The organism is Acinetobacter sp. 802_lipA (assembly GCF_058242885.1).
Genome location: NZ_JBZAYP010000001.1, coordinates 653923 through 678697, shown reverse-complemented (window position 1 = coordinate 678697; position 24775 = coordinate 653923). Strand labels below are relative to the sequence as shown.

Genomic DNA, 24775 nt, shown 5'->3' with positions numbered 1-24775 from the left:
CCATAAAAAAGCCTCTACATTGATAGTGGCTTTTTTATGGCTATTTAACCGCTAGAGTAAAAGAACAGCTGATAGAGTGCAAAACTTAAAATCAGGCTTAGCCAAATCGGGAGTTTGGTTCGAAGCATTAAAATAACAGCGATTACAAAAACTAAGTCAGTCCAATGCTTGAAATAACTTTGTCCCATTTGTATCACTAAACACAGCAGTAAACTTACCACTGCAGCATTAATCCCAATCACGGCTTTTCGTATTGCAGCTTGCTGCATAAGCCAAGACCAATAGGGCAAGGCTGCAAAGATTAAAAAGAATGAGGGCAGAAAGATTGCTAAAGTGGCTAGAACCACATTCAGCCAAACAAACGGAGTTAAAGGCAGTAAAGCACCTAAGTAACTTGCGAAACTAAATAAGGGGCCGGGCATGAGTTGAGCCAGCGCATAACCCAAGTCAAATTGTTCGGCAGATAAAATATGGCTGGAGACGAAGTCCTGATGTAAAAGTGGCAAAATAATATGCCCACCACCAAAAACCAAAGATGCTGCTTGGTAAAAACTGAACAGGCTCTGTGAGAAGAGTGAAGAAGATGAATGCAACACCATAAAAACTACAAAAGGCAAAACAAAGGCAATTAGCCAAAGATAAGACTGCTTTGCTTGGACTTTTGATTTTAAGCTGCTGTCTTGGAGCTTTGATGTCGAATCTGATGCGAAATAAATACCGACGAGAGCAGCAACAAAGATGACGATAACTTGGCTGAATGACCATGGCACAAAGTAAAGAAACAAGGTGCTAAGTAGCATCAGCACATATTGCCAGATAGTTTTGCAGAAATTTGTCAACATTTGCCAAAAGGCCCAGACCACCACAGCAAAAACGATCAACTGAATGCTATGTAGTGTCATCGCACTGAGTTGATTGAAATACTGCTGACCCAGTACCGCGAAACATGCCATGAGGAGCATAGACGGCAAAGTAAAACCGAGCCAAGCCGCGCACGCACCGCGGTAGCCTTGGAGTTGATAACCAATGGCAATACCCACTTGGCTGCTGGTCGGCCCAGGGAGCAATTGTGCGAGAGCAACCAGTTGGGTGTATTCAGCATCACTCAACCACCGAAGTTGCTGTACAAAATGTCGGTGAAAAAACACCAAATGAGCAGCAGGGCCACCAAAAGACAGGCAGCCCAATTTTAAAAAGTGCAGAAAGATGCGAGTGAGCTGCTGAGTGTGCATGTTGAATTATGCTGAAAAATTGAAACAGATTATAATAGGGGAATATGACGCTTTTACGAAAAACAACAGTACTTGGACTGCTGATTTTCATACACTATGCTGCTGGAAAATTTCGCTCTATCTCAACTTCGGTGAATCATGTTAAACATTAAACTTAGCCTTATGTCGTTTACATTGCTCGCTTTAGTCGGCTGTCAAAGCATGCCTAAAGTTGCTCAAGAAACGCCAAGTCAGGCTTTTTCAGCCGAAACTGAGTCAGGGGAAGCCCAAGAGCGACTCAACCAGATCAATTTTAAACAGCTCAAAAAAGAACAGAACCGTCCAATTATTGCCTTGGTGTTGGGGAGTGGTGGTGCACGTGGTTATGCACATATTGGCGCAATTCAAGTTTTAGAGCAGTCGGGGATTCGTCCCGACTTTATCGTGGGAACCAGTGCTGGTAGTATCGTCGGCTCACTGTATGCCAGCGGTAAAAATGCCAATCAAATTCGTGAGATTGCGCTGAATATGAAAGCCAATGACGTGCGCGATATTCGTTTGGACATGAAAGGTTTCTTTGATGGTCAAAAAGTTGAAGATTATGTTAATGAACAAGTGAGCGATGTTCCACTTCAGCGCTTACCTATCCCAATGTATGTGGTGGCGACGCAGTTAAAAGAAGGTAAAAAAGTCGTCTTTAACTATGGCAATACTGGGCAAGCGGTTCGGGCATCGGTATCGATCCCGAGTATGTTTATTCCAACCAAGATTGGTGCTGATGAATATGTAGATGGTGGTTTAGTCAGCCCTGTACCTGTTGATGTGGCACGCAAGTTAGGGGCGGATATTATTATCGCGGTCGATATTCTGGCGCAGCCAATGTATACCGAAACCTCAAATGTTTGGGGGCTGTTTAACCAAAATATCAATATTATGCAAAAGAACCTTGCACAAATTGAGCTGAAAAATGCCGATATTGTGATTCAGCCAGACTTACGTGAAAAGGTGCATATCTTTGATGTCAGCGGACGTGAGTTGACCATGCAAGCTGGGGTCGATGCAACCGTTGCACAGTTAGGACAGATTCAAAAAGTTTTTGCGCAGAAAAATTATAAGCAAAAATTGAATATTCAAAGTATTCAAGTAAGAACGCATTGATCTGGCGCGATGTAGAAATAAACCCTGAATGGGCTTTTCTATAACTCGAAATACAGTGGATCAGGCTCAAAGCCATTTATGTGCTAAGAAAATATCACAGCAACAATGTTTTTGAATAAATTAAAATTTAAAGAAGGCCTATAGATTCAAAAACTTAGTCTTCTTTATATATATTTTTTTGAATGATACTTAAATCACTATAAATAATAATGATGGTTTTGTTACCAAATTTAGCGTTCAAAACCGATATAATAAATGTCACATATCCTATTATCTTACCAATTAGAGAACGCGATGTCCCCATTAGATCAAATTGCTGCGGCTGCGGATGACCAGTCTGAACTCACTATGTCGGTCTTAATGACACCTGATATGGCGAATTTTTCAGGAAATGTGCATGGTGGCACCATTTTGAAACTGTTAGACCAAGTGGCATATGCGTGTGCGAGTCGTTTTTCAGGAAGTTATGTGGTGACCTTATCGGTTGATAAAGTTAATTTTAAAGAGCCGATTCATGTGGGCGAGTTAGTGACTTTCTTGGCAAGCGTGAACCATGTCGGTCGTACTTCAATGGAAATTGGTATTCGTGTTGAAGCACAAAATATTCAAAAGCGTACAGTACGCCATACCAATAGCTGTTACTTCACCATGGTTGCGGTAGATGAAAATGGTAAGCCAAAACAAATTCCTGCATTGAATTTGGACAATGACTGGAAGCGTTGCCGTTTTGAAGCGGCAGAACAACGTAAGGTCGCGCGCTTACAAGAGAACCATCATCCTTCGTGCAGTATTTATAAAAAAGCATCGCATAGTTAAGTTTTAAAAAAAGATCTCCTACACAGGGGATCTTTTTTAATGTCTGACGTTTATGTTTTGAATAGAAGCTTATATGGGAAAACTATGCAAATTTGGCTTTCTGCACCTGTTGATCTTGAACTGCTATAGTCCATGCGCATAAATAAAAAGAAACCAAGATAGGATATATCTTGGTTTCAAGTGACGCTAAAAAGTTGTTGCGATCCAGCAGGAGAGTAAAGCCACTGGATCTCTCAACATTTGAATTATTTAGCGGCTTTTTCTTGATTCGGTTGCTCTGCTGATGCTTCCGAAGCTGGTGCATTTGCACTTAAGTCTGTAGTTTCAGCTGTTTCTTGGGTTGATACTACAACTTTGTCTTCTTGAGCTGGTGCTTGTTGAGGTGCAGCAAAAGTTGCAAAGCTCGCAGCTGTTAAAGATGTTGCAATAATTAGGTGAGAAAGTTTCATGGTTTTGGCATCCTTATATTTTATAGATAAAAATAGTTCAGACTGATCATCACATCAATTTGAACTGAGCTTCATGCTATCTCCTGAATATCTGCGGTTCAATCGAAGCAACAATGTGAAAAGTGCACATTACCTAAAACTACAGATGATGAAAAAATAGTAAGCTTTAAGTAACAAGTAGAAGTTTTTTGTGAATAGATTGAGAGGAAGTGAGGAATTAATGATCAATATAGATGTTTGAAAACTCACATAAACTGTACAAAGCATGCGAATTAAGTGCGAAACCCTAATTTCGGTGTTGAATAAAATGTAAGGAAGTTTGTCCAATAGGGGTTTAAATGAAATGTCAGCCAACTGAATGCTGAGTATTCGATGCCATTGATTTGAGATGAGAAAATTGGTGATTTAAATTAAGATAACGGCTTATTTTATTGTGCTGTTTTTATCATTTTCCATGCTAGGTATAAAATTTTGAAACTGATGTCGATGCCGCAGGCGGTTCCTACGCATATTATTTCGGGCTTTCTTGGTGCGGGTAAAACCACTTTGCTTATGTATTTGTTAGGTCAGAAACCTGAACATGAAGTTTGGGCGGTACTGATGAATGAGTTTGGGCAAATTGGCGTAGATCAACAGCTCATGCCAAAAACGGAAGGCTATGCGGTGAAAGAATTACTCGGTGGTTGTTTATGTTGTAGCAGCCAACTACCGATGCAAATTGCACTGTCTCGTTTGCTTTCAGAACAAAAGCCTGATCGGCTGTTTATTGAACCCACAGGCTTGGGGCATCCAGCACAGTTACTGGAGCAACTGACCGAGCCACATTGGCACTCAACTCTGCACATGCGTGCGCCGATCACGGTGCTGGATGGTTCGCGTTTACATGATCATGCATGGACAGCACAAAATCTGTATCAGGATCAATTAAAAGCGGCGCAGATTGTGGTGGTTTCGCATCAAGCTCAAATGCAAAAAGCAGATCAAGATGCTCTTGAAAAACTGCAAACTGAATATCAGCCTTGTGCTCAGCAGTGGTTGATGGCAGAGCAGGGCAAGATTGAGCTTACACAAATCGATTTTGAGTACATCGGAACAAAACGATTAAAGCAACCTTTACTGAACGTTCAGCAACAGTTGAAAGCGACTCAACAAGATTTTCCCGAGATTAAACAGTTGCCGTATCACTATGTAGAAACGGCGCAAGGTTATAGTGTTGCCGGTTGGAAAATGCCGAAGCGTTGGGTTTTTGACTTTTACGATTTATTAGATTTACTTTGTGAACAGCAAGATTGGCGACGGATTAAAGGAATTTTCCATACTAATCAGGGGTGGAAGGCATTTAATTTCAATCCAGAACAATTTAACTATCAAGATGTCGAGGAAGGGATTGATAATCGAGTTGAATTGATTGTTCAAAACGAAAGAGATTGGATGGATTTTGAAAGCGCACTTTTTGAATGTCGCATAGAGCAATGACTTAAATTGTTTTAAGCAAAAAAAGCCGAAATCTTATATGCTAGTCGGCAAATTTGAGGATGGTATGTATGGCGCTTAAAGCTACAATTTATAAGGCAGATTTGAATATTGCCAATATGGATGTCCACCAATATGGGGACTATCAACTGACTTTGGCATTGCATCCTTCAGAAACCATTGAGCGTTTGATGGTGCGTTTGTTAGCGTTTGCACGTTTTGCAGATGAAGCTTTAGAGTTTACCAAAGACTTATTTGAAACCAATGAGCCTGCGCTGTGGGAAAAGGACCTCACGGGTCAGTTGGTGAAATGGATTGAAGTGGGCAGCCCAGACGAAGATAAAGTGAAAAAAGCCAGTGCACGTTGTAAGCAAGTGGCGATTGTCACTTATGGCACAGCGGTCGATGAGTGGTATAAGCGCAACAGTAAGTTGAAGACATTGAACAATGTAGAAATCTGGCAATTGTCGACTGCAAGTACTGAAGCAGTTCAAGCCTTGTGTGAGCGTACCATGCAACTTCAGTTGAATGTGATGGATGGTGAGTGGACTTTAATTGGGGACCATGCTCAAGCCATTATTGAATGGACGAAATTGCAATAAGCATGCAGTTTAACTAGATTTATTAATTGAATAGGTTGGAGCGAGAACATGAGCGCAGAATTAGAAATTATTGATTTGGTTGTCGGTGAAGGTAAAGAAGCAGTTAAAGGTGCTTTAATCACCACACATTATACGGGCTGGTTAGAAGATGGAACCAAATTTGACTCATCTTTAGACCGTGGAAACTACTTTGAAACCGTGATTGGGACAGGCCGTGTCATTAAAGGTTGGGACCAAGGGATTATGGGCATGAAAGTGGGTGGTAAACGTAAACTCATCGTGCCATCACATTTGGCTTATGGTGAGCGTAAAATGGGCAATATTATTCCTGCCAATTCAAATTTGATTTTTGAAATTGAATTGTATGATGTAAAAACACGTGATTAATCAAAAATAGTGATAAATAAAAGAGTCAATTACAAGGATGTATTTGATTAATTTGTAAAAACACTTGGTTTTTAAGAAAAACATTTGTAGATTAATTACTAGGCAGAGCGTATTTAAGGGAAGAGTCGCTTTTGTATAGCTCATTGAGCAAACAGTCTTTGTTTGGGCTTATTTTAGGCTGTTTGCTGGTTTTAAGTTTAATACCTTCGACGTGGGCACAATATGAAGCTGAGCCCACGCAGTATTATTTGCATCAAAAAAATGTCAATGACATTCAATTCACCGAACAAACCACCAGTTATTTAAAAGGTACATGGTCTTATTATGACCAAGAGCTGATTTCTCAGCCTAATCGTAAACTCCCTTCTAAAACAACCGAACTGCCAATTTCATTTCAAGAACTTACAGGCAGTAATACGGGTTATGGGACTTTTGTCGGTCATTTTAAAATTCCGGAGGAATTTATTGGCCGAAGATTAGCCATTCATATCCCCAATCAAAATTGTGCTTATCGAGTTTATCTCAATGGCGATTTTTTAGTTCGTTTAGGGGGTGTCGCGGATAATGCAGGAGCGCAGCAAACAGAAAATGCACCGCGGATTGCTTATTTTGTCCCTGACAGCCCCTATTTTACTTTAAGTATACAAGCCTCAAACTTTAACAATTTACGCGGCGGCCTTGAAAGCCCCATGCATATTGGCATTGCTAAAACGATTAATCGACATTATCAGCAATTGATGATGAGTATCGCCATGATCTGTGGCGTGGTGTTTGGTGTAGGAATGTTCACCACCATGTTTTCGATGTTCCATGGTTCAGATAAACGGAATAGTAAAAGTTTTTTTGTTTTTGGTATTTTTATTTTATTTCTTGCCTTACATAATCTTTTTACTGCGCCATATGCTTATACGACTTTCCTAGATATCAATTGGTTGTGGGGAATCCGCTTAGAATATTTATTTATCTATTTAGCGGTCATGTTTTTTTTGAGCTATATGTATTTGCTCAATCAGTACTATTTACAGCGTTGGATTTATACCGTCTCCATGTTGGTTTTGACCTTGAATATCGTCATTACCTTGTTATCCGAGCAAGTTGTTTTTGAGCAGCTGGCTTTTTATAGCGCATTTTTCAGTATTGTTATTTTGCTTAATTTTGCCTATGGTTTTTACCTTACTTTAAAGACCAAACAAAAATATTCGAAAATCAATTTATACGCCGTGGTATTGCTGTGTATATCGGTCATTCATGACTTTTTACTAACGCTACATGTGATTGATTCTATTCATCTATCTTTTATCTCTACCAGTCTGTATGCACTTTTGGTGATGTTCCGACAATCACGTAACTATGCTTATCAGACTTACCATACCGAACGTTTAAATAATAATTTAATTGAATTGAATGATTCTTTAGAGCAAAAAGTGCAACAGCGCACCTCTCAATTACATGACTTAAATGAAAAACTCGAATATCAAATTCAAATTGATGCCTTAACAGGCGCCTATAATCGGCGTGCATTGAATCAAGAAATTCAGCAGCGCTTTGTTGAAACACAACAAGATAGTCATGCAACTTTGGTTTTTGCCATGATGGATGTCGATTATTTCAAAAATTATAATGATTACTATGGGCATTTAAAGGGCGACGAAGTCCTGCAAAATCTGGTCAAAGTGATTGGTGCGGTACTGCCACATAATGCTTACTTAGCACGCTATGGTGGGGAAGAGTTTGCCATTGTTTTCTTTGTACACGACAAAAAAAGATAACTCATTGAAATAATGGCATAATACTTGTTTTCTGAAGACGAATATGATGACACATTTCAATGAGTTATATCTCATCTTAAACAAATATCTAAAGTGGAACAAGTCACATGCAAAATGTTTTACACTGATTATGCTTGCATTAATTGTAAAACAGACATGTAATCTTTCTTCTGCATCTAAAGCCTTACCCATCAAGTGCTTACCACAATCATTTTATCGACGTATACAACGCTTCTTTGCAGGTCAGTATTTCGATTATCGTCAAATTTCTCAGTTAATTTTCAATATATTTTCATTTGATAAAGTCCAATTAACTTTGGATAGAACTAATTGGAAATGGGGAAAACGAGATATCAATATCTTGATGTTAGCCATCGTCTATCGTGGAATAGCGATACCTATTGTTTGGACATTGCTCAATAAACGTGGAAATTCAGATACAAAAGAGCGTATTGCTTTGATTCAACGCTTTATCTCCATTTTTGGTAAAGATCGTATTGTGAATGTGTTTGCAGACAGAGAATTTATCGGTGAGAAATGGTTTACATGGTTAATTGAAAATGACATTAACTTCTGTATACGTGTTAAAAAAACTTTATTGTGACCAATCACTTAGCCAAGAATCATAAAATTAGTGATTTATTTCGTCATCTTCAAGTTGGTCAAACTGAATGTCGTAAACGACGTATTTGGGTTGGTCGAGTGAAACTGTATATTAGTGCGCTACGATTAGAAGATGGAGAACTTTTACTTGTTGTTTCTCCTATGTTTAATGCTTCTGCTATTCGTGATTATGCATTACGCTGGGAAATCGAAACGTTATTTAGTTGTCTCAAAGGACGTGGATTCAATCTTGAAAATACTCGTTTAACAGACCCTAGACGAGTCAAGAAATTGATAGCAGTGCTAGCTATGGGTTTCTGTTGGTGCTATTTAACAGGTGAATGGCAACATGATCGGAAAAAAGCGATAAAAATAAAGAAGCATGGACGACTTTCAGTAAGTTTATTTCGCTACGGTTTGGACTATGTTCAAATGGCTATTCTACGTTTGATTGGTTTTGGAAAAAAAGAAGAATTTAAGAAAGTGCTAGCAATTTTAAGAAAGAAAAAGCCTGATAGGACAAGGGTCCTATGAAATTTGTCGTGTACAGAGCATTGTTTTATATAATGTCCCAATTGTGATTATTAGCCAGATTATGCAAACCGTTTTAGATGCGGTGCGCAGTGCGCGCTTTGAGCATCATAACCGCCTAGATGGCAAAGATTATGTGACTTTGAGTATGGGAGTGTCGTGGATGGATCGTGAAACGAGTTATGCCAATATTCACGACCTTATGAAAGCGGCCGATTTAAAACTGTATCAAGCCAAAGAAGCGGGCCGTGATCAGATGAAAATGCCCAATGAATCAGATGAAAATGAGTGATTTTTAGGTGAGTCATGCTTCGGTTAATCACCCTTAGCATAAGAGTTTAACCATAGCCACCATTTTGGGATTTGGGATGTCTTGAGCGTGGATTTGAAAGCCATGTTTTTGATAAAAAGAGCATGCCGTTTGAGTGCTTTCTAAACTAATTTGGCGAATTTTTTTACGTTTAAGATGTTCAATAACAGTTTCTAATAAAGCTTTTCCAATGCCGCGCTGTTGTTCAGCGGATGAAATATAATTGAGTAAAATACGACCTTGATCACTGACCATAATAAAACCCACTACGTGCTGATTGAGTACATAGACCCAGCTGTCGTTATAGTGCATCCACATAATCAGGTTGGATTGGGTTTTATTTTCTAGCCAAATTTGAATCGTACTTTCATGGCGATGGTGGTCTTTGATACATGATCGAATACTGTCGTGCACGACATTTAAAATTTCAGGAATGTCCTGAAGTTGGGCTGCCCGTATCATCTTTTCTTCTTAGAGCTATAGAAACAGCTATTTCATGCTAGCGACTGTATTTATTAAATTGAATTACTGTTAGTACGGATGTAACTTTGTTGTTCAATCGCACTAAGTTAATTATTTTTTATAGTGATTTTGTGAGTGAAAAATCACATATTGTGATGCCTTTCACGTTTGTGCGAATATGTGTTGAATCACTTGAATTGGTCTGAGAATCAATACCCAATTACAAGTCATCGAATTGAGCATTTGAGTTCATACGTAGTCTGTTTTAATTAATTTGGTGTTTATTTGAGCGATAATACTGTATTTTAAAAGGGAATATTTGTTACGAGAGCAGAGCATGGCGACATTTTTACTGATGATTTGCATACTCATTGCTTTGGTTGCAGCATCTATTATTGTAGTCAAAATTCAAAAAAAGCAACGTTTTCTGAAGCGACAAAAAAAAGTGGTTGAATCGGGAGCAGCATCTTCTCAAATGACAACGCATACCAATAGAGCACCTCAGGTTGAGCGTGTTATTGAAGTTGATACTTATGAACAAGAGTTGTTCGATGACGTGGCGACTCTATTTCTAGATCAAGCGATATTGCTCACGGCTGAAGAAGATGCAATGCTGATGCAAAGTACCTTGTTGGTCAAAATGCCTGCGAAAACCCAGACGCAAATCCGCAAAATGGATTTAAATGAATGGTCTATTTTTTGGAGTTTCTATGATCAATCGCTTGAATACTATGTAAGTCGTTATGGCATGTTTTATACGCATATCGACCGTAGTGGACGCGAGCATAAAAAAAAGCCATCGTACTCGGGATTGATCTCCTCGCTTAAGCCTCTACAACGTCCATCACAGCCATGGATAACTGCTTAAGAATTCGCTCTGCGACATGAGTCAAATAGAAGTCATCTTGTTTTAAACGTGTCATTAAAATTGCGCCCTCATAATCGGCAACACTGATTTTAGCCAGTGCCTCCGCTTGAGCAATAGGCGTGACCTGCTGAAAGTAGTGCAACAACGCCAGCTCCCAATCTTGAAAAATCGACTGAATTTTGAGATGAATTTGTTCGGATAAATGTGGGATTTCCAAAGACAGCATCCCAACTAAGCAGCCTTGAATACCAATACTAAAAAAGTTGACCGCTTGTTGGTGCGCGTGTTCAAAGCGAACGTAATACTCTAAGTGTGTATCACACAAAATGCTGAACAGTTTATGGTTTAAATATTGCTGGCTAACATGCAAAATATCTAAAACCAAAGCTTCTTTATTGGGATAATAATAATAAAATGCCGCTTTACTGAGCCCACAGGACTTTGCCAATAAATCCATACTGGTGCCTGCATAACCATGGGTTTTAAAGGTTTGCATGCAGTGCAACTGGATTTGTTCTTTACTCAGTTTTTGTGGGCGCATAGAGCTTTAACGTTCCGTAGGGGTTGGTGAGGATAAATAGCCATCGAAAGTGTTCAGCATATCGTCCCAGATGGCTTCGGCCCCCTGGCGGAAATATCCCATGTGTCCAATTTCTTTTAAGCCATAGTCATTGGCTTCAATATTGCGATAATGCATGTTCGCATGCCGATAATGCTGCATAAATGCATGCCTTGAGTTCGGTAAAGCCCAGTCATCATCCAGCGCTGAAACAGCATAGATTGGAGTTTTGACCTGTGCATACTGTTCCAGTAAGTGTTGTTGCTCGGGATCTGCAAAAAAGTAGGTCGGATTTTTACACCATTTTCGCCACTGTATGTAGACATCCACAGGTAAATCGGTGCCCATTTTAAGCAGACTCCAAGGCAGATAGCCCTTTAGTGCAACCATCGGCGGGAAAATAAGATTCCACATGACATGTACTTTCATTTTCTCCCGAAACGGCATATAGCCATGCCAACCCGCACCTGTGCCAAAGCAATACATCACAGTGACTTGGTCATGGTTGTGGGTTAAACCGAGTGCTTGGCCTCCATAAGAGTGTCCAACCACAAAAATAGGTTTGCCATCTTTGCGGATAGAGTCAATGGCAGCCGACAAGTCTAGCTGCCCCCAGTCCAAATAGGACATGCTAAAACCTTTGAGTTGCTTCGGTGCAGAAAGTCCCACACCACGATAATCAAAAGTTAGGACTTGATAACCTAGAACTACTGCATACTCGGCAAAGCGACGATAAAACTGCTGTGGTACACCTGTTGCACTGGCAACAATGATGTTGGCTTTGATCGGCTCAGATGAGCGATAACGTGTACCAACAAGTACATAACCATCGGTTGCTGAAAATTTTACATTTTTTTTCTCTATTTGAGTCGAATCTAAATGGGCGGTAGCTTGCATTATCATTTCTTCTTTTTTGTTAAATCCTAAAGTCGGTTCCAGATTTCTGGATTTTACTGTCCTTTAAACTGAGCAGGGCGGCGTTGTAGCATTGCCATGACACCTTCTTGGACATCTTGGGTTTTGAGTAGCGGGCTGAGGTGCTCTTGTAAATGTGCAAAAGCATAGTCTGCACCGTGCTGTACGGCTTGTTGTGCAGAAGCCAGTGTGGCTTGAACGGCCAGTGGTGCAGCTTGTGCAATTGATTCTGCAAGGGCCAATGCTCGCTCTAATGCAGCGTTTGGTGTGGATGCTTCTACGACCTCGGTAATTAAATTGAGATCGAGAGCTACTTGCGCATTGAAGCTGTCACCTGTGAGTAGATAGCGCATAGCCTTGTTCCAACCCGCCGCTTGTACAAAGCGAACCGTTGCACCGCCAAAGGGTAAAATGCCTCGCTGTACTTCCATTTGGGCAAATTGTGTATTGGCATCCGCAATTGCCACATCGGCATTGAGCATTAGTTCAATTCCCGCGGTAAAGCAAAAGCCTTGGACTGCCACAACCACGGGTTTGGTGCGAGGTCTGGAACTGGTGCCCCAAGGGTTAATTTGTGACGCGGGAAAGTCGAAAACGCCTGTAGTGAGTTTGGGTTGCAACTCAACCAAATCAAGCCCAGCAGTAAAGTGTTCTCCGTGCGCAAAAATTACAGCACAGCGCAGTGAAGGATCTTCCTCATATTCGGTAAGGGCCAGTGATAAGTCATGAATCATATGACTATCGAAAGCATTGCGCTTGGCTGCGCGGTCTAAACCAATTAAAAATAACGAACCGCGAACTTCGCGACTGACACGACCTTGTTGTTCTGACATTTTGATTATTCCTGCATCGTTTTATAAGTTTTTAAACGATTGTTAGAAAACTGTCAAAATTTATGCGTATGCATTCTGTGACTCGATAGTTTGATCCGATTCCCCGAAAAAAGATCGATGTTTAGATTGAGTGGAATTGTCTTGCCTTTATTGAGTTTTTTTTCATAATAGCAGCACTTCTTTGAATACCAGTTGAACCATGTCTAGCCTTGAAATATTTGCAGTCATCATTAGCTTAATTGGGGTGACGTTGACCATTAAGCGCAATATGTGGTGTTGGTGGTTTAACTTCGCTGCTTTCTTGTTATATGCCTATTTGTTTTATACTTATAAGTTGTATGGCGAAACCATTTTGCAGTTTTTCTTTGTGGTGGTGAACTTTTACGGTTTTTATCACTGGCTCAAAGGTAAACAACAAGATCATGAGATTCGAATTGAACCGATTACAGCTCGGCAAGTGATTTTGCAAATGCTGCTTGCCGCTGCGGCTGGTGCAGTATTTGGTCTGAGCTTAAAGTATTTGACCGATGCTGCTGTACCGCTATTGGATGCCCAGCTCGCAGCGTTTAGCCTGTTGGCGACTTATTGGACCAGTCGTAAACATATTGCGACATGGGTGCTGTGGGTATTTGTCGATATTGTTTATGTCGGTATGTTTATCTATAAAGATTTGTTCCTAACCGCGGCTTTATATGCAGGCTTTGTTGGCTTGGCGGCTTTTGGATGGTGGCAATGGACTCAGGTACGTCATAAACAACAACTGAAAAGTGTATAGGCTGAGTAGTGTTGATTGATTTTAAACAAATACAATTGGCTCAATTTGAGTCGGTCATTGAACGGTTAAAAGGAAGTCCACAGCAATATTTGGACTTTGCTTCGGTTGCTGATTTTTATCAGGCCACTTGGCTGGGGGATTTACCCAGTAGTGCAAGTTGGGCGGTCACAGGACTGGATGATGGGGCCGAGCATTTTGATATTCGCTTGGCCTGTTTTGAGCGTGTGGTTTTTATTCATATTGCAGATGATATTGTCATACAGAATGGCGCACATTGATATCTAGATCAAGGTATAGTCGGTGCTGGAGCATCGTCTATATTTGACCCTTCTACAGGATGACGAGATCCAGTTTTTCAGTCCTGATCAGGGCATGGATGTTTACAAAAACAAAAAATAAAGGATTTAATGCTATGGCACATCAGTTTGTAGTCAATGCCACCATCAAAGGTGTTTCGTTGGATGACTTCCGCCGACTCGCAGCCGATATTAGCTTACATGAAAATGTTTGTCGCCGTATTCCCGGTGAGAAGTTGGAAATTTTGGAGTCGAATAAAGTTGGTGATATTTATACCCTTAAGCGCGCGTATAATTTGGATGTCAATATTCCCGATATTGCGAAGAAATTTCTAAAAGATGCATTTCGTTTACAACGTACCGACGTCAGCAATTTAGTTGTGCTCAGCTCGGAAGTCCGTTTAGACCCTAACTTACCTTTAGAAGCTGTGTGTCAACGTAGTGTATCGGGTAATGATGAGCAGATTCACTTTCAACTGGAATGGACGGTAAAAGTGAAAGTGCCATTAATTGGTGGTATGTTAGAAAAACATGCTGAAGGCGAAATTCGTAAGTTTAGCAAAATCGAGCTGGATATTGTGGAAGATGAACTGCGCCAAAATCTGCATGCAGAAACCTTAAGCTAAAGGTTTTGACATCATATTTTCAAATTAGGTTATATAAAAATAAAACCCTTCGATTGAAGGGTTTTATCATTTTAGTACTTCGTCTCGAATTGAGCTCGATAAACCAAAGCTGTGAAGAAGCAAACCAAACAGACCAGCCAAATATAATACATCGCGCCAATGTTGCTATAGAGGCTGAGCCATTGAACCAAAGGCAGTGTGATACCTCCTGCAATGGCATAGGCGACATTGTAGGAAAACGAAATGCCCGAAAACCGGATCGGAGCAGGGAACATTTTGACCATGCTATAGGAGACAAGCCCAACCGTGCCTGAAAAGAATCCCAAAAGCATATACAGTGCAAACACCGTAGTTGGACTGACTACACCTAAACTGTGATAGAAAATGGTCGCGATAGCGGCGACACCGAGCGAACCAAAAATCAGGATTTTTGCTGCACCAAAACGGTCGGCTAAGGTCCCAGCGAGTATACATCCCAGCATTTGCATGATGATCGCAGCACTTTGCATTTGAAAAGCATCGCTACGTTCAAATCCAAAGGCACCTGTCAGTAAGTTTGGCATGGCTAAAATCAGGACCACTACGCAAGCAGTTAAGAACCAAGTCAAGAGCATACCAATCACCACGGCGGTTTTATGACGGGCTAAGACTTGTTTCACCGGCACTTCTTTGGATAACTCTTTACGTGCTTGCATGGCTTTGAATACAGGTGTTTCTTTCAAATAACTACGTAAATACAAGGCCACTAAGCCAAAAATACCGCCCACAATAAAGGGAATGCGCCATGCCCAATCATGTACAGATGTTTCACTAAACTGAAGAGAAATGAACAGTGACATTAAAGCACCGAGTAAGATGCCGAGTGACAAACCTGCGGTAAGTAAGCCATTGGCAAAACCAATTTTTTCAGATGGAACATGCTCAGAAACAAAGGTCCATGCCGCTGGAATTTCTCCACCAATCGCGATGCCTTGTACCACCCGCATAAGGAGCAAAAGCAGCGGTGCAGCATAACCAATCGTTTCAAAAGTTGGCATAACCCCGATCATGAGGGTAGGTAAAGCCATGAGCAAAATAGATAAACTAAAGAGTCGCTTACGACCAATGAGGTCGCCAAAGTGCGCCATGACCACACCGCCAAGTGGACGGAAGAAGTAACCTGCGGCAAAAATACCGTAAGTGTTCAGCATGGCCCAAAATGGGCTGAGCCCTGCGGGAAAGAACAACTCAGAAATAATTTTGGCGTAAAAAACATAAATAACAAAGTCATAGAACTCAAGTGCACCACCGAGTGATGACAGCCCAAGGGTACGTTTGTCTTCTCTGGTCAAACGTGGTGTTGCATCCATGCGTATATTTCCAAAGCTGAATAAAGGTTTATATTTGATTTTAAAGAAGTCTTTTTTGAATGAATAATCAATCTTTCTTTACTGGAGCTGAACTAAAAATTATACATGAATCCACATAGTTGATCTGATGGTCAACGTAAATATATAACGCAGGCGAGATAAAAAGCTTATGATATAAAAAGAATAAATAGGTATAAAAATTAGGATTTGTGTATGAGTGTCATTTTACCTGTTGCACAACGTGGTGAAGATATTTTAAGACTCAAAGCTGCTCGCGTCGCAGATACAGAATTTAATAGCGACTGGCTCATGCAGTTGGCTTCTGCCATGATTGCGACCATGTTGGAGCGGAGCGGTGTGGGCATTGCCGCACCACAAGTCTATATTTCAAAGCGGGTCATTATTGTGGCTTCACGGCCAAATTTACGCTATCCCGATGCACCTGAAATGGACGCCGTGGTGATGGTCAATCCTGAAATTTTAGAGTTTTCGCAAGCAACGACCTTAGGTGAAGAAGGCTGTTTAAGTGTGCCGAATGAACGCGGTCAGGTACAGCGTGCGCAAAGCATTAAGGTGCTGTATCACACTTTGACTGGTGAAGTAATGGAAAGCACTTTTGAAGGTTTTCCTGCGCGCATAGTGCAGCATGAAATCGACCATCTAAATGGTATTTTATTTGTCGATCGCCTGAGTGCTTAGTCGCGAGTGTCATTTTATTCATCTTTATATTTAAACTGTTGCGGGGTCTGTCCCAAATGACGTTTAAACATAGTACTAAATGCACTCGGATTGCTATAGCCAAGAGATCTTGCAATCTGCGCGACAGATTCACCACTGGCAATTTTACTTAAGGCATGGGCAATATGCATTTGTTGAACCCATGCGCGATAAGACAGGCTCGTTTCCTTTTGAAACATGCGCATCAAGGTTCTAGAGCTGGTGCCAATTTCATCGGCCCATGTACTTAAATCTTTTAACTGATCGGGCGTGCTTAATAGTGCTTGGCAAATATTCATTAAGCGTTTGTCTTGTGGCCACGGAATTTGAATGGGCAACAGATTGGCTTTATGAATTTCATCAAAAATTAAAATCTGTAAAGATCGAGACAATTCATCTGAACTGATCAGCTCAGAAGGTGGAATGTGTTCAATCGCATTGAGCCGAATGAGCAGTTCATGCAATAACTTACTGACCCGAATAATAAAACAATGTTGCCCCAGCAGTGCAGCTGCATCGGCCTGAACCAATGCGGTATTGAGCTTAACTCGACTTAATGAAATCACACTGTGTTCAACATGGGTCGGAATCCATAGTGCGCACATCGGTGGCACGATCCAAACGTGGTTTGGGGTGAACACTTGAATCATCCCTGTCGAAGCATACAGAAACTGCGCTCGCGAATGTGTATGCGCAGGGGTAATCTCTCGATAAGTGTGTTCAGAAGATAGTCCAATCACCAATTCGGACATTTCGGTTTGAATCAGAGAATTTGGCATGTGTGGTTTAAAATTGTCAGTTATACAATGATTATTGGAAGATAGTCTTATGAATGACATTTTACAATCAATACCTGATGAAAAATACATGGAGTTTGCGAGGTATGTCGTCTTCAATTCAAATGAAAGAGGGTATGGGCGAAGCTACGATCAATGAACAACCGCAAGGCATGATTATAAAAGTAGTGGGAGCGGTAGCGGTAGCGCATTTGCTCAATGACTTGATTCAAGCTGTTTTGCCAGCCATTTATCCGATGCTGAAAACCAATTTTTCCTTAAGCTTTGCGCAAGTCGGACTGATTTCATTGGTGTATCAAATTACGGCATCGCTACTGCAACCTTGGATTGGACTGTATACCGACAAACATCCGAAACCTTATCTGTTACCACTCGGCATGGTGGTGACTTTTAGTGGCATTTTACTGTTGGCCTTTTCACCGAATTTTATCGTACTACTTATGGCTTCAGCATTGATTGGTGTGGGGTCTTCAACTTTTCACCCTGAAGCCTCACGTGTGGCACGAATGGCTTCAGGCGGGCGCTTTGGCACAGCACAATCGACCTTTCAGGTCGGTGGCAATACAGGTACAGCGATTGGGCCTTTATTGGCGGCGCTGATCATTGTGCCGTTTGGACAGCATGCCGTGGCATGGTTGATTGTATTTGCCTTACTTGCGATTTGGGTGCTGTTTGGTGTCAGCCGTTGGAGCATCAGCCACAGTAAAAAACAATTGGCTGCCAAAGCACATCAAGTGCAAAGCAAACTACATGGGCGTCAATTGGTTATTGCGCTGTCGACCATTTGCGTGCTGATGTTTGCCAAATTTACTTACATTGCCAGTATCAGCAATTATTTCACTTTTTATTTAATGCATAAGTTCCATCTTAGTTTACAAAGTGCGCAGTTGCATTTGTTTGCCTTTTTGGCAGCGGTGGCTTTAGGTACATTTGCCGGTGGGTCAATTGGAGACCGAATTGGACGTAAAGCAGTAATTTGGGTGTCCTTTGTCGGCATGGCGCCGTTTGCTTTGATGATGCCGCATGCCAATTTATTTTGGACGACTGTGCTGTCGATTGTCACAGGTTTAGTGCTGTCCTCTGCCTTTGCTGCCATGGTGGTCTATGCGCAAGAAGCTGTTCCGGGACGGGTAGGGATGATTGCAGGTTTGATGTTTGGTTTAATGTTCGGTGTGAGTGGCATCGCTGCAGCAGGCTTAGGATATTTGGCTGATGTCAAAGGTATTGAATGGGTGTTTGGCGTGTGTTCGTTATTGCCTTTACTCGGTTTGGCAACCTTCTTTTTACCGAAGACTCAAGCAAACTAACTGAATACGGCTGACCTTCAGTTTCAATCGCGCTATCTTATCAAACGAAGATGGCGCGATTGCATTTCGGTAGTTTGATTATCGTTATGTATAAATACATTGGGGCTATGTGCTTTGACTTTGGAGTATTGAAGCGATGACTGATCTGAATGGTGTATTAAAATTTTCATTAGGCATAGATCAGCTTTCATTTGAAATGGATGGACAGCATATACAGTTGGATCAAGGGTTAAGCTTTATACAGTCAAACAGTATGCGTCATGAGGTGTTGGATGAGCTTGCGATTGAGTCAATGATTTATGTGATTGAAGAGCTGTTAGAGTCCGTTCAGATGCAATATGCCCAACCCAAAACTGCCGTGACTTCAGATGTGTTATTCCAAAAGGTTTTAACATTATTTTTTTCAGATCAGCAGCAACTTGACCGTGTGCAACTTGAAAGTGCGTTTAATACATTTGTTGAGCGCAGGGAATACTATGTGTCTAAAGTGGCTGATGACGGTCTTTCTAGTTTGGTTTACTTTATTGTACTGCGGGAGATGATGCATCACTGGAATGTGGTGGAGATTCAATTAGAACAGCTTGATTTTGAGTGAGATTAAAAACGTAAAAAGTAGGGAGCAGCAGATAAAAGTAAGCCGATACCATCTAGTAATGCGTTACTTTCAATAAAGTAAGGGAAAACCATTAAAACCAGACCGACTACAAAGGGTACGGTCATTTTTTGTTTTTTGCCATAGAGAAAATAGCCTAAACCAATTGAACTAAAGATTACACCGAGGAAAAGTTGGGTTGAATTCATGATGATGTTTCGTGCATTGTCATTTTCTGCTAGATATTATGCCAAGATTCTTAAAAGAATATTTAAAAAAGAGCATCGTAATGCAACCCTACAATAAGAACTTAAAACAGCCATCTCGTGATTTACGTAATAATATGACTGATGCTGAACAACTATTATGGCAGAGATTAAGACGTAAACAGATTTTAGGGCTACAGTTTTATAGACAGAAGCCGATTCTCAATTTTATCGTCGATTTTTATTGTCCTGCTGCAAATTTGGTGATTGAGTGTGATGGTGGGCAGCATTACACAGCAGAAGGGTTGGAGGCTGATCGGGCGAGGGATCAAGCTTTGGCGCAGTTGGGGTTGAACGTGCTGAGGTTTGATAATAGGCAGATTTTGACTGAGATTGATGGGGTGGTTGAGAAGATTTATTGGATTGCTAAACATAGATTGGAATCCCCCTCTTGCGAAACGTAGTTTCTCACCTTTGAAAAGGGAGACTTTCCGTGAAATTTATGATGGTTGTAGATTCGTGGTATTCCTCCCTTTTTTAAAGGGAGTGTAAATTAGATTTTATTGAAATTTTTCAAAAAATTAGTAGGATGTTGATGGAAGCGAATATGATTTTGAGATTTTAAATTTCGCTTTTTTTCCTTGAATGCTGGAACAATATAGCCCCATTCTGCATTTCTTGAGAAATATATGACATAGTCAATATCAGCATCTTCCCATTTATTTTCAACAACAATATTATCATCTGCAGAATATAAGCTTTTGACTTGGATACGATATACAGTACGGCCATCTAAAATTTGAATATCAGTTTTGGCATATACATCCAAACTAGGCATACTTGCATCCCAGCCATCACTTAAGAGCCAAGAGAGTAGTAAATATTCATAAGAATGATTTTTGTATTGAGATAGGGTTTGTTCTTTAAGCGCAGTCTGACGAACAGGCATAAAAACTCCTTAAAGCTTTTAATGCCGTAAGTCGTTTTGGCTATGGATTCACGGATACATAGATTTGATATAACTCTTAATAAAACCATGCTTTTATTTAAGAGGCACTACTACATTTACGTTACATAAATGTCCAATTGATATCGGTTACCAAACCCTTATTAATTAAAAGTGTTCTTAATTAATATTCATCAATATTCAGCTCATCGCGAGTCTGTAGTGTCTGAATTTTATTGAAAATATCTGGTCTACAATTTTTTGTCAAATTTTAAATCCCACCCAACCTCCCTTTGGAAAAGGGAGGAGCTGTCACGTAATTCATTTACTCACATGACATCCCCCTCTTTTTAAAGAGGGGTTAGGGGAGATTTTTTTATTTGGTTTGATACGAATTGATTTTCTTCCCCCTTTATTAAAGGGGGATTGAGGGGGATTGAGGGGGATTTAAACAATCGAATCATCTAAATTCGGCGCTAACCAACGCTTAGCTTCATCCAAAGTCCAACCCTTACGTTTTGCATAATCCTCAAGCTGATCTTGAGAAATTTTACCCACGTTGAAGTATTCACTTTCAGGGTGCGAATAATAGAAACCACTGACAGAAGAAGGTGGCATCATCGCAAAGTGTTCAGTCAGTTTCGTACCGATTTTTTCTTCAGAACCTAACCAGTCGAACAACACTGCTTTTTCAGAATGCTCTGGGCAAGCAGGGTAACCTGGCGCAGGACGAATACCGACATACTTCTCTTTGATCAATTCTTCATTACCCAAAGTCTCATCGGCTTTATAGCCCCAGAACTCTTTACGAATACGCTCATGCAAATGCTCAGCGAAAGCTTCGGCAAAACGATCCGCTAAAGACTGAACCAAGATTGCAGAATAATCATCACCTTTGGCTTTATATTCATTTGCCAATTCTTCCGCACCAAAGATCGACACAGTGAAACCACCGAGATAGTCAGTATTGTCTTTCGAGGTGCTAATAAAGTCGGCTAAAGATAAATTCGGCTTACCTGTGACTTTGTCCGACTGTTGACGCAAATGTTCAAAAGTATGCGTGACATTCTGCGCTGTTTCATCAAACACGCTGACTGTATCCGCAGCTGTACGTTGTGCAGGGTATAGACCAAATACAGCACGGGCATCGAAACGGTTATTTTCGATCACATCTTTAAGCATGGCTTGCGCTTGATTATACAAATCCGTTGCAGCTTCACCGACAATCTCATCTTCTAAGATTTTCGGGAATTTACCTGCCAAACTCCAAGAGATAAAGAATGGTGTCCAGTCAAAATACTCCACCAATGTTGCAAGTGGGTAGTTGGTGAGGACGTGTGTACCCATCGTATTTGGAATTGGTGGCACATAATTCGCAGCCACTTTAAAGCCATTTTCAATCGATTCAGCATAGCTGAGTTTGGCTGCTTTTGGCTGCTTATTGGCTAAACGTTCACGAATCTTGGCATATTCAGCGCGATGCTCAGCAATAAAGTTACCACGCATTTCTTTCGAGAGCAGGGTGGTTGCTACACCGACTGCACGCGATGCATCGGCGACATAAATCACCGCATCATTTGAATATTGCGGATCAATTTTAACGGCTGTATGCGCTTTCGATGTGGTTGCACCACCAATTAACAAGGGAATATTAAAGCCTTTACGTTGCATTTCTTTGGCTACAAACACCATTTCATCCAAAGATGGGGTGATCAAACCTGATAAACCGATAATGTCACATTTTTCATCAATCGCGGTTTGCAGGATTTTTTCCGCAGGCACCATGACGCCGAGGTCAACGATGTCATAACCATTACAGCCCAAAACAACACCCACGATATTTTTACCAATATCATGTACGTCACCTTTTACCGTTGCCATCAACACACGGCCTTTAGATTGTGCATTGCCTTTTTCGGCTTCGATGTACGGGTTCAGCCAAGCTACGGCTTGTTTCATCACACGTGCAGATTTGACCACTTGAGGTAGGAACATTTTGCCTGAACCGAACAAATCACCGACCACGTTCATACCATCCATCAAAGCGCCTTCAATGACATCTAAAGGACGTTTGGCTTTCAGGCGAGCTTCTTCAGTATCTTCATCAATATACGTCGTGATGCCTTTAACTAAGGCATATTCAAGACGTTTTTCTACAGACTCATTGCGCCATTCAAGGTTTTCTGCTTCACGTTGCGCACCGCTATGACCACGGAATTTTTCAGCAACTTCGAGTAATTTTTCTGTAGCATTTTGACCAGATTCACCTTGGTTCTGGTTCAGGACAACATCTTCAACCGCATCTTTGAGCTCTTGTGGGATGTCATCATAAATCGCCATTTGACCTGCGTTCACAATCCCCATGGTCATGCCTTGTTTGATGGCATGGTAAAGGAATACCGAGTGAATCGCTTCACGCACAGGCTCGTTACCACGGAAAGAGAACGAAACGTTCGATACACCACCAGAAATCATGGCATGCGGTAGGTTTTGCTTGATCCAACCTGTGGCTTCAATAAAGTCTACGCCGTAGTTATTGTGTTCTTCAATCCCTGTTGCCACAGCAAATACGTTCGGGTCAAAAATAATATCTTCGGCAGGGAAGCCAACATCATTGACTAAAACATCATAAGAACGCTTACAGATTTCACGCTTGCGTTCAGCAGTATCAGCTTGTCCTGTTTCATCAAAGGCCATGACAATGATTGCAGCACCGTACTGTCGGCATAAACGCGCTTTTTCGACAAACTCGTCATAACCTTCTTTTAAGGAAATCGAGTTGACGACTGGCTTACCTTGTACGCATTTCAAACCAGCTTCAATGATTTCCCATTTTGATGAGTCAATCATGATTGGCACACGAGAAATATCAGGTTCAGAAGCGACAAGGTTAAGGAAATGCACCATCGCATTTTGCGAATCGAGCATCCCTTCATCCATGTTAATGTCGATGATTTGTGCACCAGCTTCAACTTGTTGTTGTGCAACTTCTAAAGCTTCAGCAAACTTTTCTTCACGGATGAGACGTAGGAATTTTTTTGAGCCTGTAACGTTGGTACGTTCGCCCACGTTAACAAACAAGGAATCATCATAAATATTAAATGGTTCTAAACCACTTAAACGACATGCGGGTCTGGTTTCAGGAATCTGACGTGGCTGAATGTCTTTAACAGCATTGTAAATGGCACGAATATGATCAGGCGTCGTACCGCAGCAACCACCTGTAATATTGATCAAACCACTTTCAGCAAATTCTTTGATGAAGGCTGCGGTTTGCTCTGGGGTTTCATCATATTCACCGAAGGCATTCGGTAAACCAGCGTTTGGATGCGCAGAAACAAAAGTATCTGCAACATCCGCAATGGTTTTTACGTGTGGGCGCATGGCATCCGCACCGAGAGCACAGTTAAAACCAATCGAAAGTAAATCGCCGTGACGCACCGAGTTCCAGAATGCTTCTGCGGTTTGACCTGTAAGAGTACGACCTGATGCATCGGTAATGGTGCCCGAGATCATGAGTGGAAGTTCACGACCAAGTTGCTTGAACACTTCCTTGACTGCAAAGATCGCAGCTTTACAGTTCAAGGTGTCGAACACAGTTTCGATCAAGAGGATGTCTGCACCACCCTCGATTAAGGCATGCGTTGCTTCAATATAGTTTTCTTTGAGTTCATCAAAGGTAATATTACGAAAAGCAGGGTCATTTACATTGGGTGAAATTGAACAAGTACGCGATGTTGGACCCAATACACCTGCCACAAAACGTGGTTTATCTGGGGTTGAATATTTGTCACATGCCGCACGTGCTAGACGTGCAGCTTCACGGTTGATCTCTGGAACGAGGTCTTCCATGTGGTAATCCGACATTGAAACACGTGTGCCGTTAAAGCTGTTGGTTTCAATAATGTCTGCACCTGCATCGAGGTAAGCTTCATGAATGCCTTGGATAATTTGTGGCTGAGTTAGCACCAAAAGGTCATTGTTGCCTTTGAGGTCAGAAGCCCAATCTACAAAGCGTTCACCACGATAATCTTCTTCTTCGAGCTTGTGACGCTGAATCATGGTACCCATCGCACCATCGATAATAAGGATGCGCTCGGCAAGAAGTGCTTTTAAGGTGGCAAGTGTAGACATTCAAAACTCACAAACAGGTTTTCAAAACGTGCAATATTTTAGCAGAAAAGCAGGTTGATTGATGCCTAATTCAAGTGGTATTGG

The 24775-nt window shown here is 41.1% G+C and carries 27 protein-coding genes; 16 read left to right on the top strand and 11 right to left on the bottom strand.

What is annotated here, in order from left to right; translation table 11 throughout:
• Nucleotides 1-44: 44 nt before the first annotated feature.
• Nucleotides 45-1232 carry a chromate efflux transporter gene (chrA, locus tag AC4CU3_RS03360; protein WP_279045213.1) on the bottom strand — a complete coding sequence of 396 codons (1188 nt, stop codon included), beginning with the start codon at nucleotides 1230-1232 and terminating at the stop codon, nucleotides 45-47.
• A gap of 138 nt (nucleotides 1233-1370) precedes the next feature.
• On the opposite strand from chrA, the gene AC4CU3_RS03355 reads away from it, so the two are divergent.
• Together AC4CU3_RS03355 and AC4CU3_RS03350 are read left to right on the top strand one after the other, a co-directional pair.
• Complete coding sequence (locus AC4CU3_RS03355; protein ID WP_279045214.1) at nucleotides 1371-2369, top strand: patatin-like phospholipase family protein; 999 nt, start codon at nucleotides 1371-1373, stop codon at nucleotides 2367-2369.
• 294 nt (nucleotides 2370-2663) lie between these two features.
• A complete protein-coding gene (locus AC4CU3_RS03350) occupies nucleotides 2664-3185 on the top strand; it encodes an acyl-CoA thioesterase (RefSeq protein ID WP_004694449.1) in 522 nt (173 codons plus the stop codon).
• A gap of 245 nt (nucleotides 3186-3430) precedes the next feature.
• On the opposite strand, the gene AC4CU3_RS03345 is transcribed toward AC4CU3_RS03350, so the two are convergent.
• Nucleotides 3431-3634: a hypothetical protein gene (locus AC4CU3_RS03345; RefSeq protein ID WP_004694446.1), complete on the bottom strand. Its 204-nt coding sequence runs from the start codon at nucleotides 3632-3634 to the stop codon at nucleotides 3431-3433.
• Nucleotides 3635-4105: 471 nt separating this feature from the next.
• Here AC4CU3_RS03345 and AC4CU3_RS03340 point away from each other — a divergent pair, with 471 nt between their 5' ends.
• From AC4CU3_RS03340 to AC4CU3_RS03315, 6 genes are all read left to right on the top strand, one after another.
• Entirely contained in the window at nucleotides 4106-5110 is a 1005-nt protein-coding gene (locus AC4CU3_RS03340) for a CobW family GTP-binding protein (protein ID WP_279045216.1), read from the top strand.
• 68 nt (nucleotides 5111-5178) lie between these two features.
• Complete coding sequence (locus tag AC4CU3_RS03335) at nucleotides 5179-5709, top strand: YaeQ family protein (protein WP_004694442.1); 531 nt, start codon at nucleotides 5179-5181, stop codon at nucleotides 5707-5709.
• Between the two features lie 48 nt (nucleotides 5710-5757).
• Complete coding sequence (locus tag AC4CU3_RS03330) at nucleotides 5758-6096, top strand: FKBP-type peptidyl-prolyl cis-trans isomerase (protein ID WP_004981094.1); 339 nt, start codon at nucleotides 5758-5760, stop codon at nucleotides 6094-6096.
• Between the two features lie 131 nt (nucleotides 6097-6227).
• On the top strand, nucleotides 6228-7865 hold the full coding sequence (locus AC4CU3_RS03325) for a sensor domain-containing diguanylate cyclase (RefSeq protein WP_279045217.1): 1638 nt from the start codon (nucleotides 6228-6230) through the stop codon (nucleotides 7863-7865).
• A 46-nt stretch (nucleotides 7866-7911) separates the two neighbouring features.
• Nucleotides 7912-9002, top strand: a protein-coding gene (locus tag AC4CU3_RS03320; RefSeq protein ID WP_155115347.1) for an IS4-like element ISAba33 family transposase whose coding sequence is annotated in 2 segments (ribosomal slippage) — nucleotides 7912-8452 and nucleotides 8452-9002 — 1092 coding nt in all. Because the reading frame shifts where the segments join, the coding sequence is not laid out codon by codon here.
• 61 nt (nucleotides 9003-9063) lie between these two features.
• Nucleotides 9064-9291: a diguanylate cyclase domain-containing protein gene (locus AC4CU3_RS03315; RefSeq protein WP_490737983.1), complete on the top strand. Its 228-nt coding sequence runs from the start codon at nucleotides 9064-9066 to the stop codon at nucleotides 9289-9291.
• Nucleotides 9292-9324: 33 nt separating this feature from the next.
• Here AC4CU3_RS03315 and AC4CU3_RS03310 read toward each other — a convergent pair whose 3' ends face one another.
• Nucleotides 9325-9771, bottom strand: a complete 447-nt coding sequence (locus AC4CU3_RS03310; RefSeq protein WP_279044073.1) for a GNAT family N-acetyltransferase — start codon at nucleotides 9769-9771, stop codon at nucleotides 9325-9327.
• A gap of 337 nt (nucleotides 9772-10108) precedes the next feature.
• Here AC4CU3_RS03310 and AC4CU3_RS03305 point away from each other — a divergent pair, with 337 nt between their 5' ends.
• Nucleotides 10109-10639 carry a hypothetical protein gene (locus tag AC4CU3_RS03305; RefSeq protein WP_279044071.1) on the top strand — a complete coding sequence of 177 codons (531 nt, stop codon included), beginning with the start codon at nucleotides 10109-10111 and terminating at the stop codon, nucleotides 10637-10639.
• On the opposite strand, the gene AC4CU3_RS03300 is transcribed toward AC4CU3_RS03305, so the two are convergent.
• Genes AC4CU3_RS03300 through AC4CU3_RS03290 form a run of 3 tightly spaced genes read right to left on the bottom strand, consistent with a single transcriptional unit; the run spans nucleotide 10596 to nucleotide 12946 of the window.
• Nucleotides 10596-11180, bottom strand: coding sequence for a TetR/AcrR family transcriptional regulator (locus AC4CU3_RS03300; RefSeq protein WP_279044069.1), 585 nt, complete (start codon nucleotides 11178-11180; stop codon nucleotides 10596-10598). The two genes, AC4CU3_RS03305 and AC4CU3_RS03300, sit on opposite strands and share 44 nt — an antisense overlap.
• A 6-nt stretch (nucleotides 11181-11186) precedes the next feature.
• Nucleotides 11187-12095, bottom strand: a complete 909-nt coding sequence (locus tag AC4CU3_RS03295) for an alpha/beta fold hydrolase (RefSeq protein ID WP_279044068.1) — start codon at nucleotides 12093-12095, stop codon at nucleotides 11187-11189.
• A gap of 53 nt (nucleotides 12096-12148) precedes the next feature.
• Nucleotides 12149-12946 carry a crotonase/enoyl-CoA hydratase family protein gene (locus tag AC4CU3_RS03290; RefSeq protein WP_279044066.1) on the bottom strand — a complete coding sequence of 266 codons (798 nt, stop codon included), beginning with the start codon at nucleotides 12944-12946 and terminating at the stop codon, nucleotides 12149-12151.
• A 199-nt stretch (nucleotides 12947-13145) separates the two neighbouring features.
• Between AC4CU3_RS03290 and pnuC the strand changes: the two genes are divergently transcribed.
• From pnuC to AC4CU3_RS03275, 3 genes are all read left to right on the top strand, one after another.
• Nucleotides 13146-13721 (top strand): nicotinamide riboside transporter PnuC, encoded by a 576-nt coding sequence (gene pnuC / locus AC4CU3_RS03285; protein ID WP_005399896.1) that lies wholly within the window; start codon nucleotides 13146-13148, stop codon nucleotides 13719-13721.
• A gap of 8 nt (nucleotides 13722-13729) precedes the next feature.
• Nucleotides 13730-13999: a hypothetical protein gene (locus tag AC4CU3_RS03280; protein WP_125281182.1), complete on the top strand. Its 270-nt coding sequence runs from the start codon at nucleotides 13730-13732 to the stop codon at nucleotides 13997-13999.
• 134 nt (nucleotides 14000-14133) lie between these two features.
• Nucleotides 14134-14643 (top strand): DUF2505 family protein, encoded by a 510-nt coding sequence (locus tag AC4CU3_RS03275; RefSeq protein ID WP_279044064.1) that lies wholly within the window; start codon nucleotides 14134-14136, stop codon nucleotides 14641-14643.
• Nucleotides 14644-14714: 71 nt separating this feature from the next.
• Here AC4CU3_RS03275 and AC4CU3_RS03270 read toward each other — a convergent pair whose 3' ends face one another.
• Nucleotides 14715-15992, bottom strand: a complete 1278-nt coding sequence (locus AC4CU3_RS03270) for an MFS transporter (protein ID WP_279044062.1) — start codon at nucleotides 15990-15992, stop codon at nucleotides 14715-14717.
• A gap of 213 nt (nucleotides 15993-16205) precedes the next feature.
• Between AC4CU3_RS03270 and def the strand changes: the two genes are divergently transcribed.
• The gene (gene def / locus AC4CU3_RS03265; RefSeq protein WP_279044061.1) at nucleotides 16206-16691 is read left to right on the top strand and encodes a peptide deformylase; all 486 of its coding nucleotides are present in this window, start codon (nucleotides 16206-16208) and stop codon (nucleotides 16689-16691) included.
• Between the two features lie 14 nt (nucleotides 16692-16705).
• Here def and AC4CU3_RS03260 read toward each other — a convergent pair whose 3' ends face one another.
• Complete coding sequence (locus tag AC4CU3_RS03260; protein WP_279044059.1) at nucleotides 16706-17488, bottom strand: AraC family transcriptional regulator; 783 nt, start codon at nucleotides 17486-17488, stop codon at nucleotides 16706-16708.
• A gap of 104 nt (nucleotides 17489-17592) precedes the next feature.
• Here AC4CU3_RS03260 and AC4CU3_RS03255 point away from each other — a divergent pair, with 104 nt between their 5' ends.
• Both AC4CU3_RS03255 and AC4CU3_RS03250 read left to right on the top strand, forming a co-directional pair.
• Nucleotides 17593-18813, top strand: coding sequence for an MFS transporter (locus tag AC4CU3_RS03255; RefSeq protein ID WP_279044058.1), 1221 nt, complete (start codon nucleotides 17593-17595; stop codon nucleotides 18811-18813).
• A gap of 136 nt (nucleotides 18814-18949) precedes the next feature.
• Complete coding sequence (locus AC4CU3_RS03250; protein WP_279044056.1) at nucleotides 18950-19408, top strand: hypothetical protein; 459 nt, start codon at nucleotides 18950-18952, stop codon at nucleotides 19406-19408.
• 2 nt (nucleotides 19409-19410) lie between these two features.
• On the opposite strand, the gene AC4CU3_RS03245 is transcribed toward AC4CU3_RS03250, so the two are convergent.
• Nucleotides 19411-19614: an amino acid transport protein gene (locus tag AC4CU3_RS03245; RefSeq protein WP_148826465.1), complete on the bottom strand. Its 204-nt coding sequence runs from the start codon at nucleotides 19612-19614 to the stop codon at nucleotides 19411-19413.
• A gap of 80 nt (nucleotides 19615-19694) precedes the next feature.
• Here AC4CU3_RS03245 and AC4CU3_RS03240 point away from each other — a divergent pair, with 80 nt between their 5' ends.
• On the top strand, nucleotides 19695-20075 hold the full coding sequence (locus tag AC4CU3_RS03240) for an endonuclease domain-containing protein (RefSeq protein WP_279044054.1): 381 nt from the start codon (nucleotides 19695-19697) through the stop codon (nucleotides 20073-20075).
• An 89-nt stretch (nucleotides 20076-20164) separates the two neighbouring features.
• On the opposite strand, the gene AC4CU3_RS03235 is transcribed toward AC4CU3_RS03240, so the two are convergent.
• Nucleotides 20165-20560 (bottom strand): hypothetical protein, encoded by a 396-nt coding sequence (locus tag AC4CU3_RS03235; protein ID WP_279044053.1) that lies wholly within the window; start codon nucleotides 20558-20560, stop codon nucleotides 20165-20167.
• A gap of 444 nt (nucleotides 20561-21004) precedes the next feature.
• On the bottom strand, nucleotides 21005-24691 hold the full coding sequence (gene metH, locus AC4CU3_RS03230; protein WP_279044051.1) for a methionine synthase: 3687 nt from the start codon (nucleotides 24689-24691) through the stop codon (nucleotides 21005-21007).
• Nucleotides 24692-24775: the final 84 nt, after the last annotated feature.

Bases quoted from the DNA above. Each gene is read 5' to 3' on its own strand.
- chrA (WP_279045213.1), bottom strand. From the start codon at position 1,232: ATGCACACTCAGCAGCTCACTCGCATCTTTCTGCACTTTTTAAAATTG.
- AC4CU3_RS03355 (WP_279045214.1), top strand. From the start codon at position 1,371: ATGTTAAACATTAAACTTAGCCTTATGTCGTTTACATTGCTCGCTTTA.
- AC4CU3_RS03350 (WP_004694449.1), top strand. From the start codon at position 2,664: ATGTCCCCATTAGATCAAATTGCTGCGGCTGCGGATGACCAGTCTGAA.
- AC4CU3_RS03345 (WP_004694446.1), bottom strand. From the start codon at position 3,634: ATGAAACTTTCTCACCTAATTATTGCAACATCTTTAACAGCTGCGAGC.
- AC4CU3_RS03335 (WP_004694442.1), top strand. From the start codon at position 5,179: ATGGCGCTTAAAGCTACAATTTATAAGGCAGATTTGAATATTGCCAAT.
- AC4CU3_RS03330 (WP_004981094.1), top strand. From the start codon at position 5,758: ATGAGCGCAGAATTAGAAATTATTGATTTGGTTGTCGGTGAAGGTAAA.
- AC4CU3_RS03315 (WP_490737983.1), top strand. From the start codon at position 9,064: ATGCAAACCGTTTTAGATGCGGTGCGCAGTGCGCGCTTTGAGCATCAT.
- AC4CU3_RS03310 (WP_279044073.1), bottom strand. From the start codon at position 9,771: ATGATACGGGCAGCCCAACTTCAGGACATTCCTGAAATTTTAAATGTC.
- AC4CU3_RS03305 (WP_279044071.1), top strand. From the start codon at position 10,109: ATGGCGACATTTTTACTGATGATTTGCATACTCATTGCTTTGGTTGCA.
- AC4CU3_RS03300 (WP_279044069.1), bottom strand. From the start codon at position 11,180: ATGCGCCCACAAAAACTGAGTAAAGAACAAATCCAGTTGCACTGCATG.
- AC4CU3_RS03295 (WP_279044068.1), bottom strand. From the start codon at position 12,095: ATGCAAGCTACCGCCCATTTAGATTCGACTCAAATAGAGAAAAAAAAT.
- AC4CU3_RS03290 (WP_279044066.1), bottom strand. From the start codon at position 12,946: ATGTCAGAACAACAAGGTCGTGTCAGTCGCGAAGTTCGCGGTTCGTTA.
- pnuC (WP_005399896.1), top strand. From the start codon at position 13,146: ATGTCTAGCCTTGAAATATTTGCAGTCATCATTAGCTTAATTGGGGTG.
- AC4CU3_RS03275 (WP_279044064.1), top strand. From the start codon at position 14,134: ATGGCACATCAGTTTGTAGTCAATGCCACCATCAAAGGTGTTTCGTTG.
- AC4CU3_RS03270 (WP_279044062.1), bottom strand. From the start codon at position 15,992: ATGGATGCAACACCACGTTTGACCAGAGAAGACAAACGTACCCTTGGG.
- def (WP_279044061.1), top strand. From the start codon at position 16,206: ATGAGTGTCATTTTACCTGTTGCACAACGTGGTGAAGATATTTTAAGA.
- AC4CU3_RS03260 (WP_279044059.1), bottom strand. From the start codon at position 17,488: ATGCCAAATTCTCTGATTCAAACCGAAATGTCCGAATTGGTGATTGGA.
- AC4CU3_RS03255 (WP_279044058.1), top strand. From the start codon at position 17,593: ATGTCGTCTTCAATTCAAATGAAAGAGGGTATGGGCGAAGCTACGATC.
- AC4CU3_RS03250 (WP_279044056.1), top strand. From the start codon at position 18,950: ATGACTGATCTGAATGGTGTATTAAAATTTTCATTAGGCATAGATCAG.
- AC4CU3_RS03245 (WP_148826465.1), bottom strand. From the start codon at position 19,614: ATGAATTCAACCCAACTTTTCCTCGGTGTAATCTTTAGTTCAATTGGT.
- AC4CU3_RS03240 (WP_279044054.1), top strand. From the start codon at position 19,695: ATGCAACCCTACAATAAGAACTTAAAACAGCCATCTCGTGATTTACGT.
- AC4CU3_RS03235 (WP_279044053.1), bottom strand. From the start codon at position 20,560: ATGCCTGTTCGTCAGACTGCGCTTAAAGAACAAACCCTATCTCAATAC.
- metH (WP_279044051.1), bottom strand. From the start codon at position 24,691: ATGTCTACACTTGCCACCTTAAAAGCACTTCTTGCCGAGCGCATCCTT.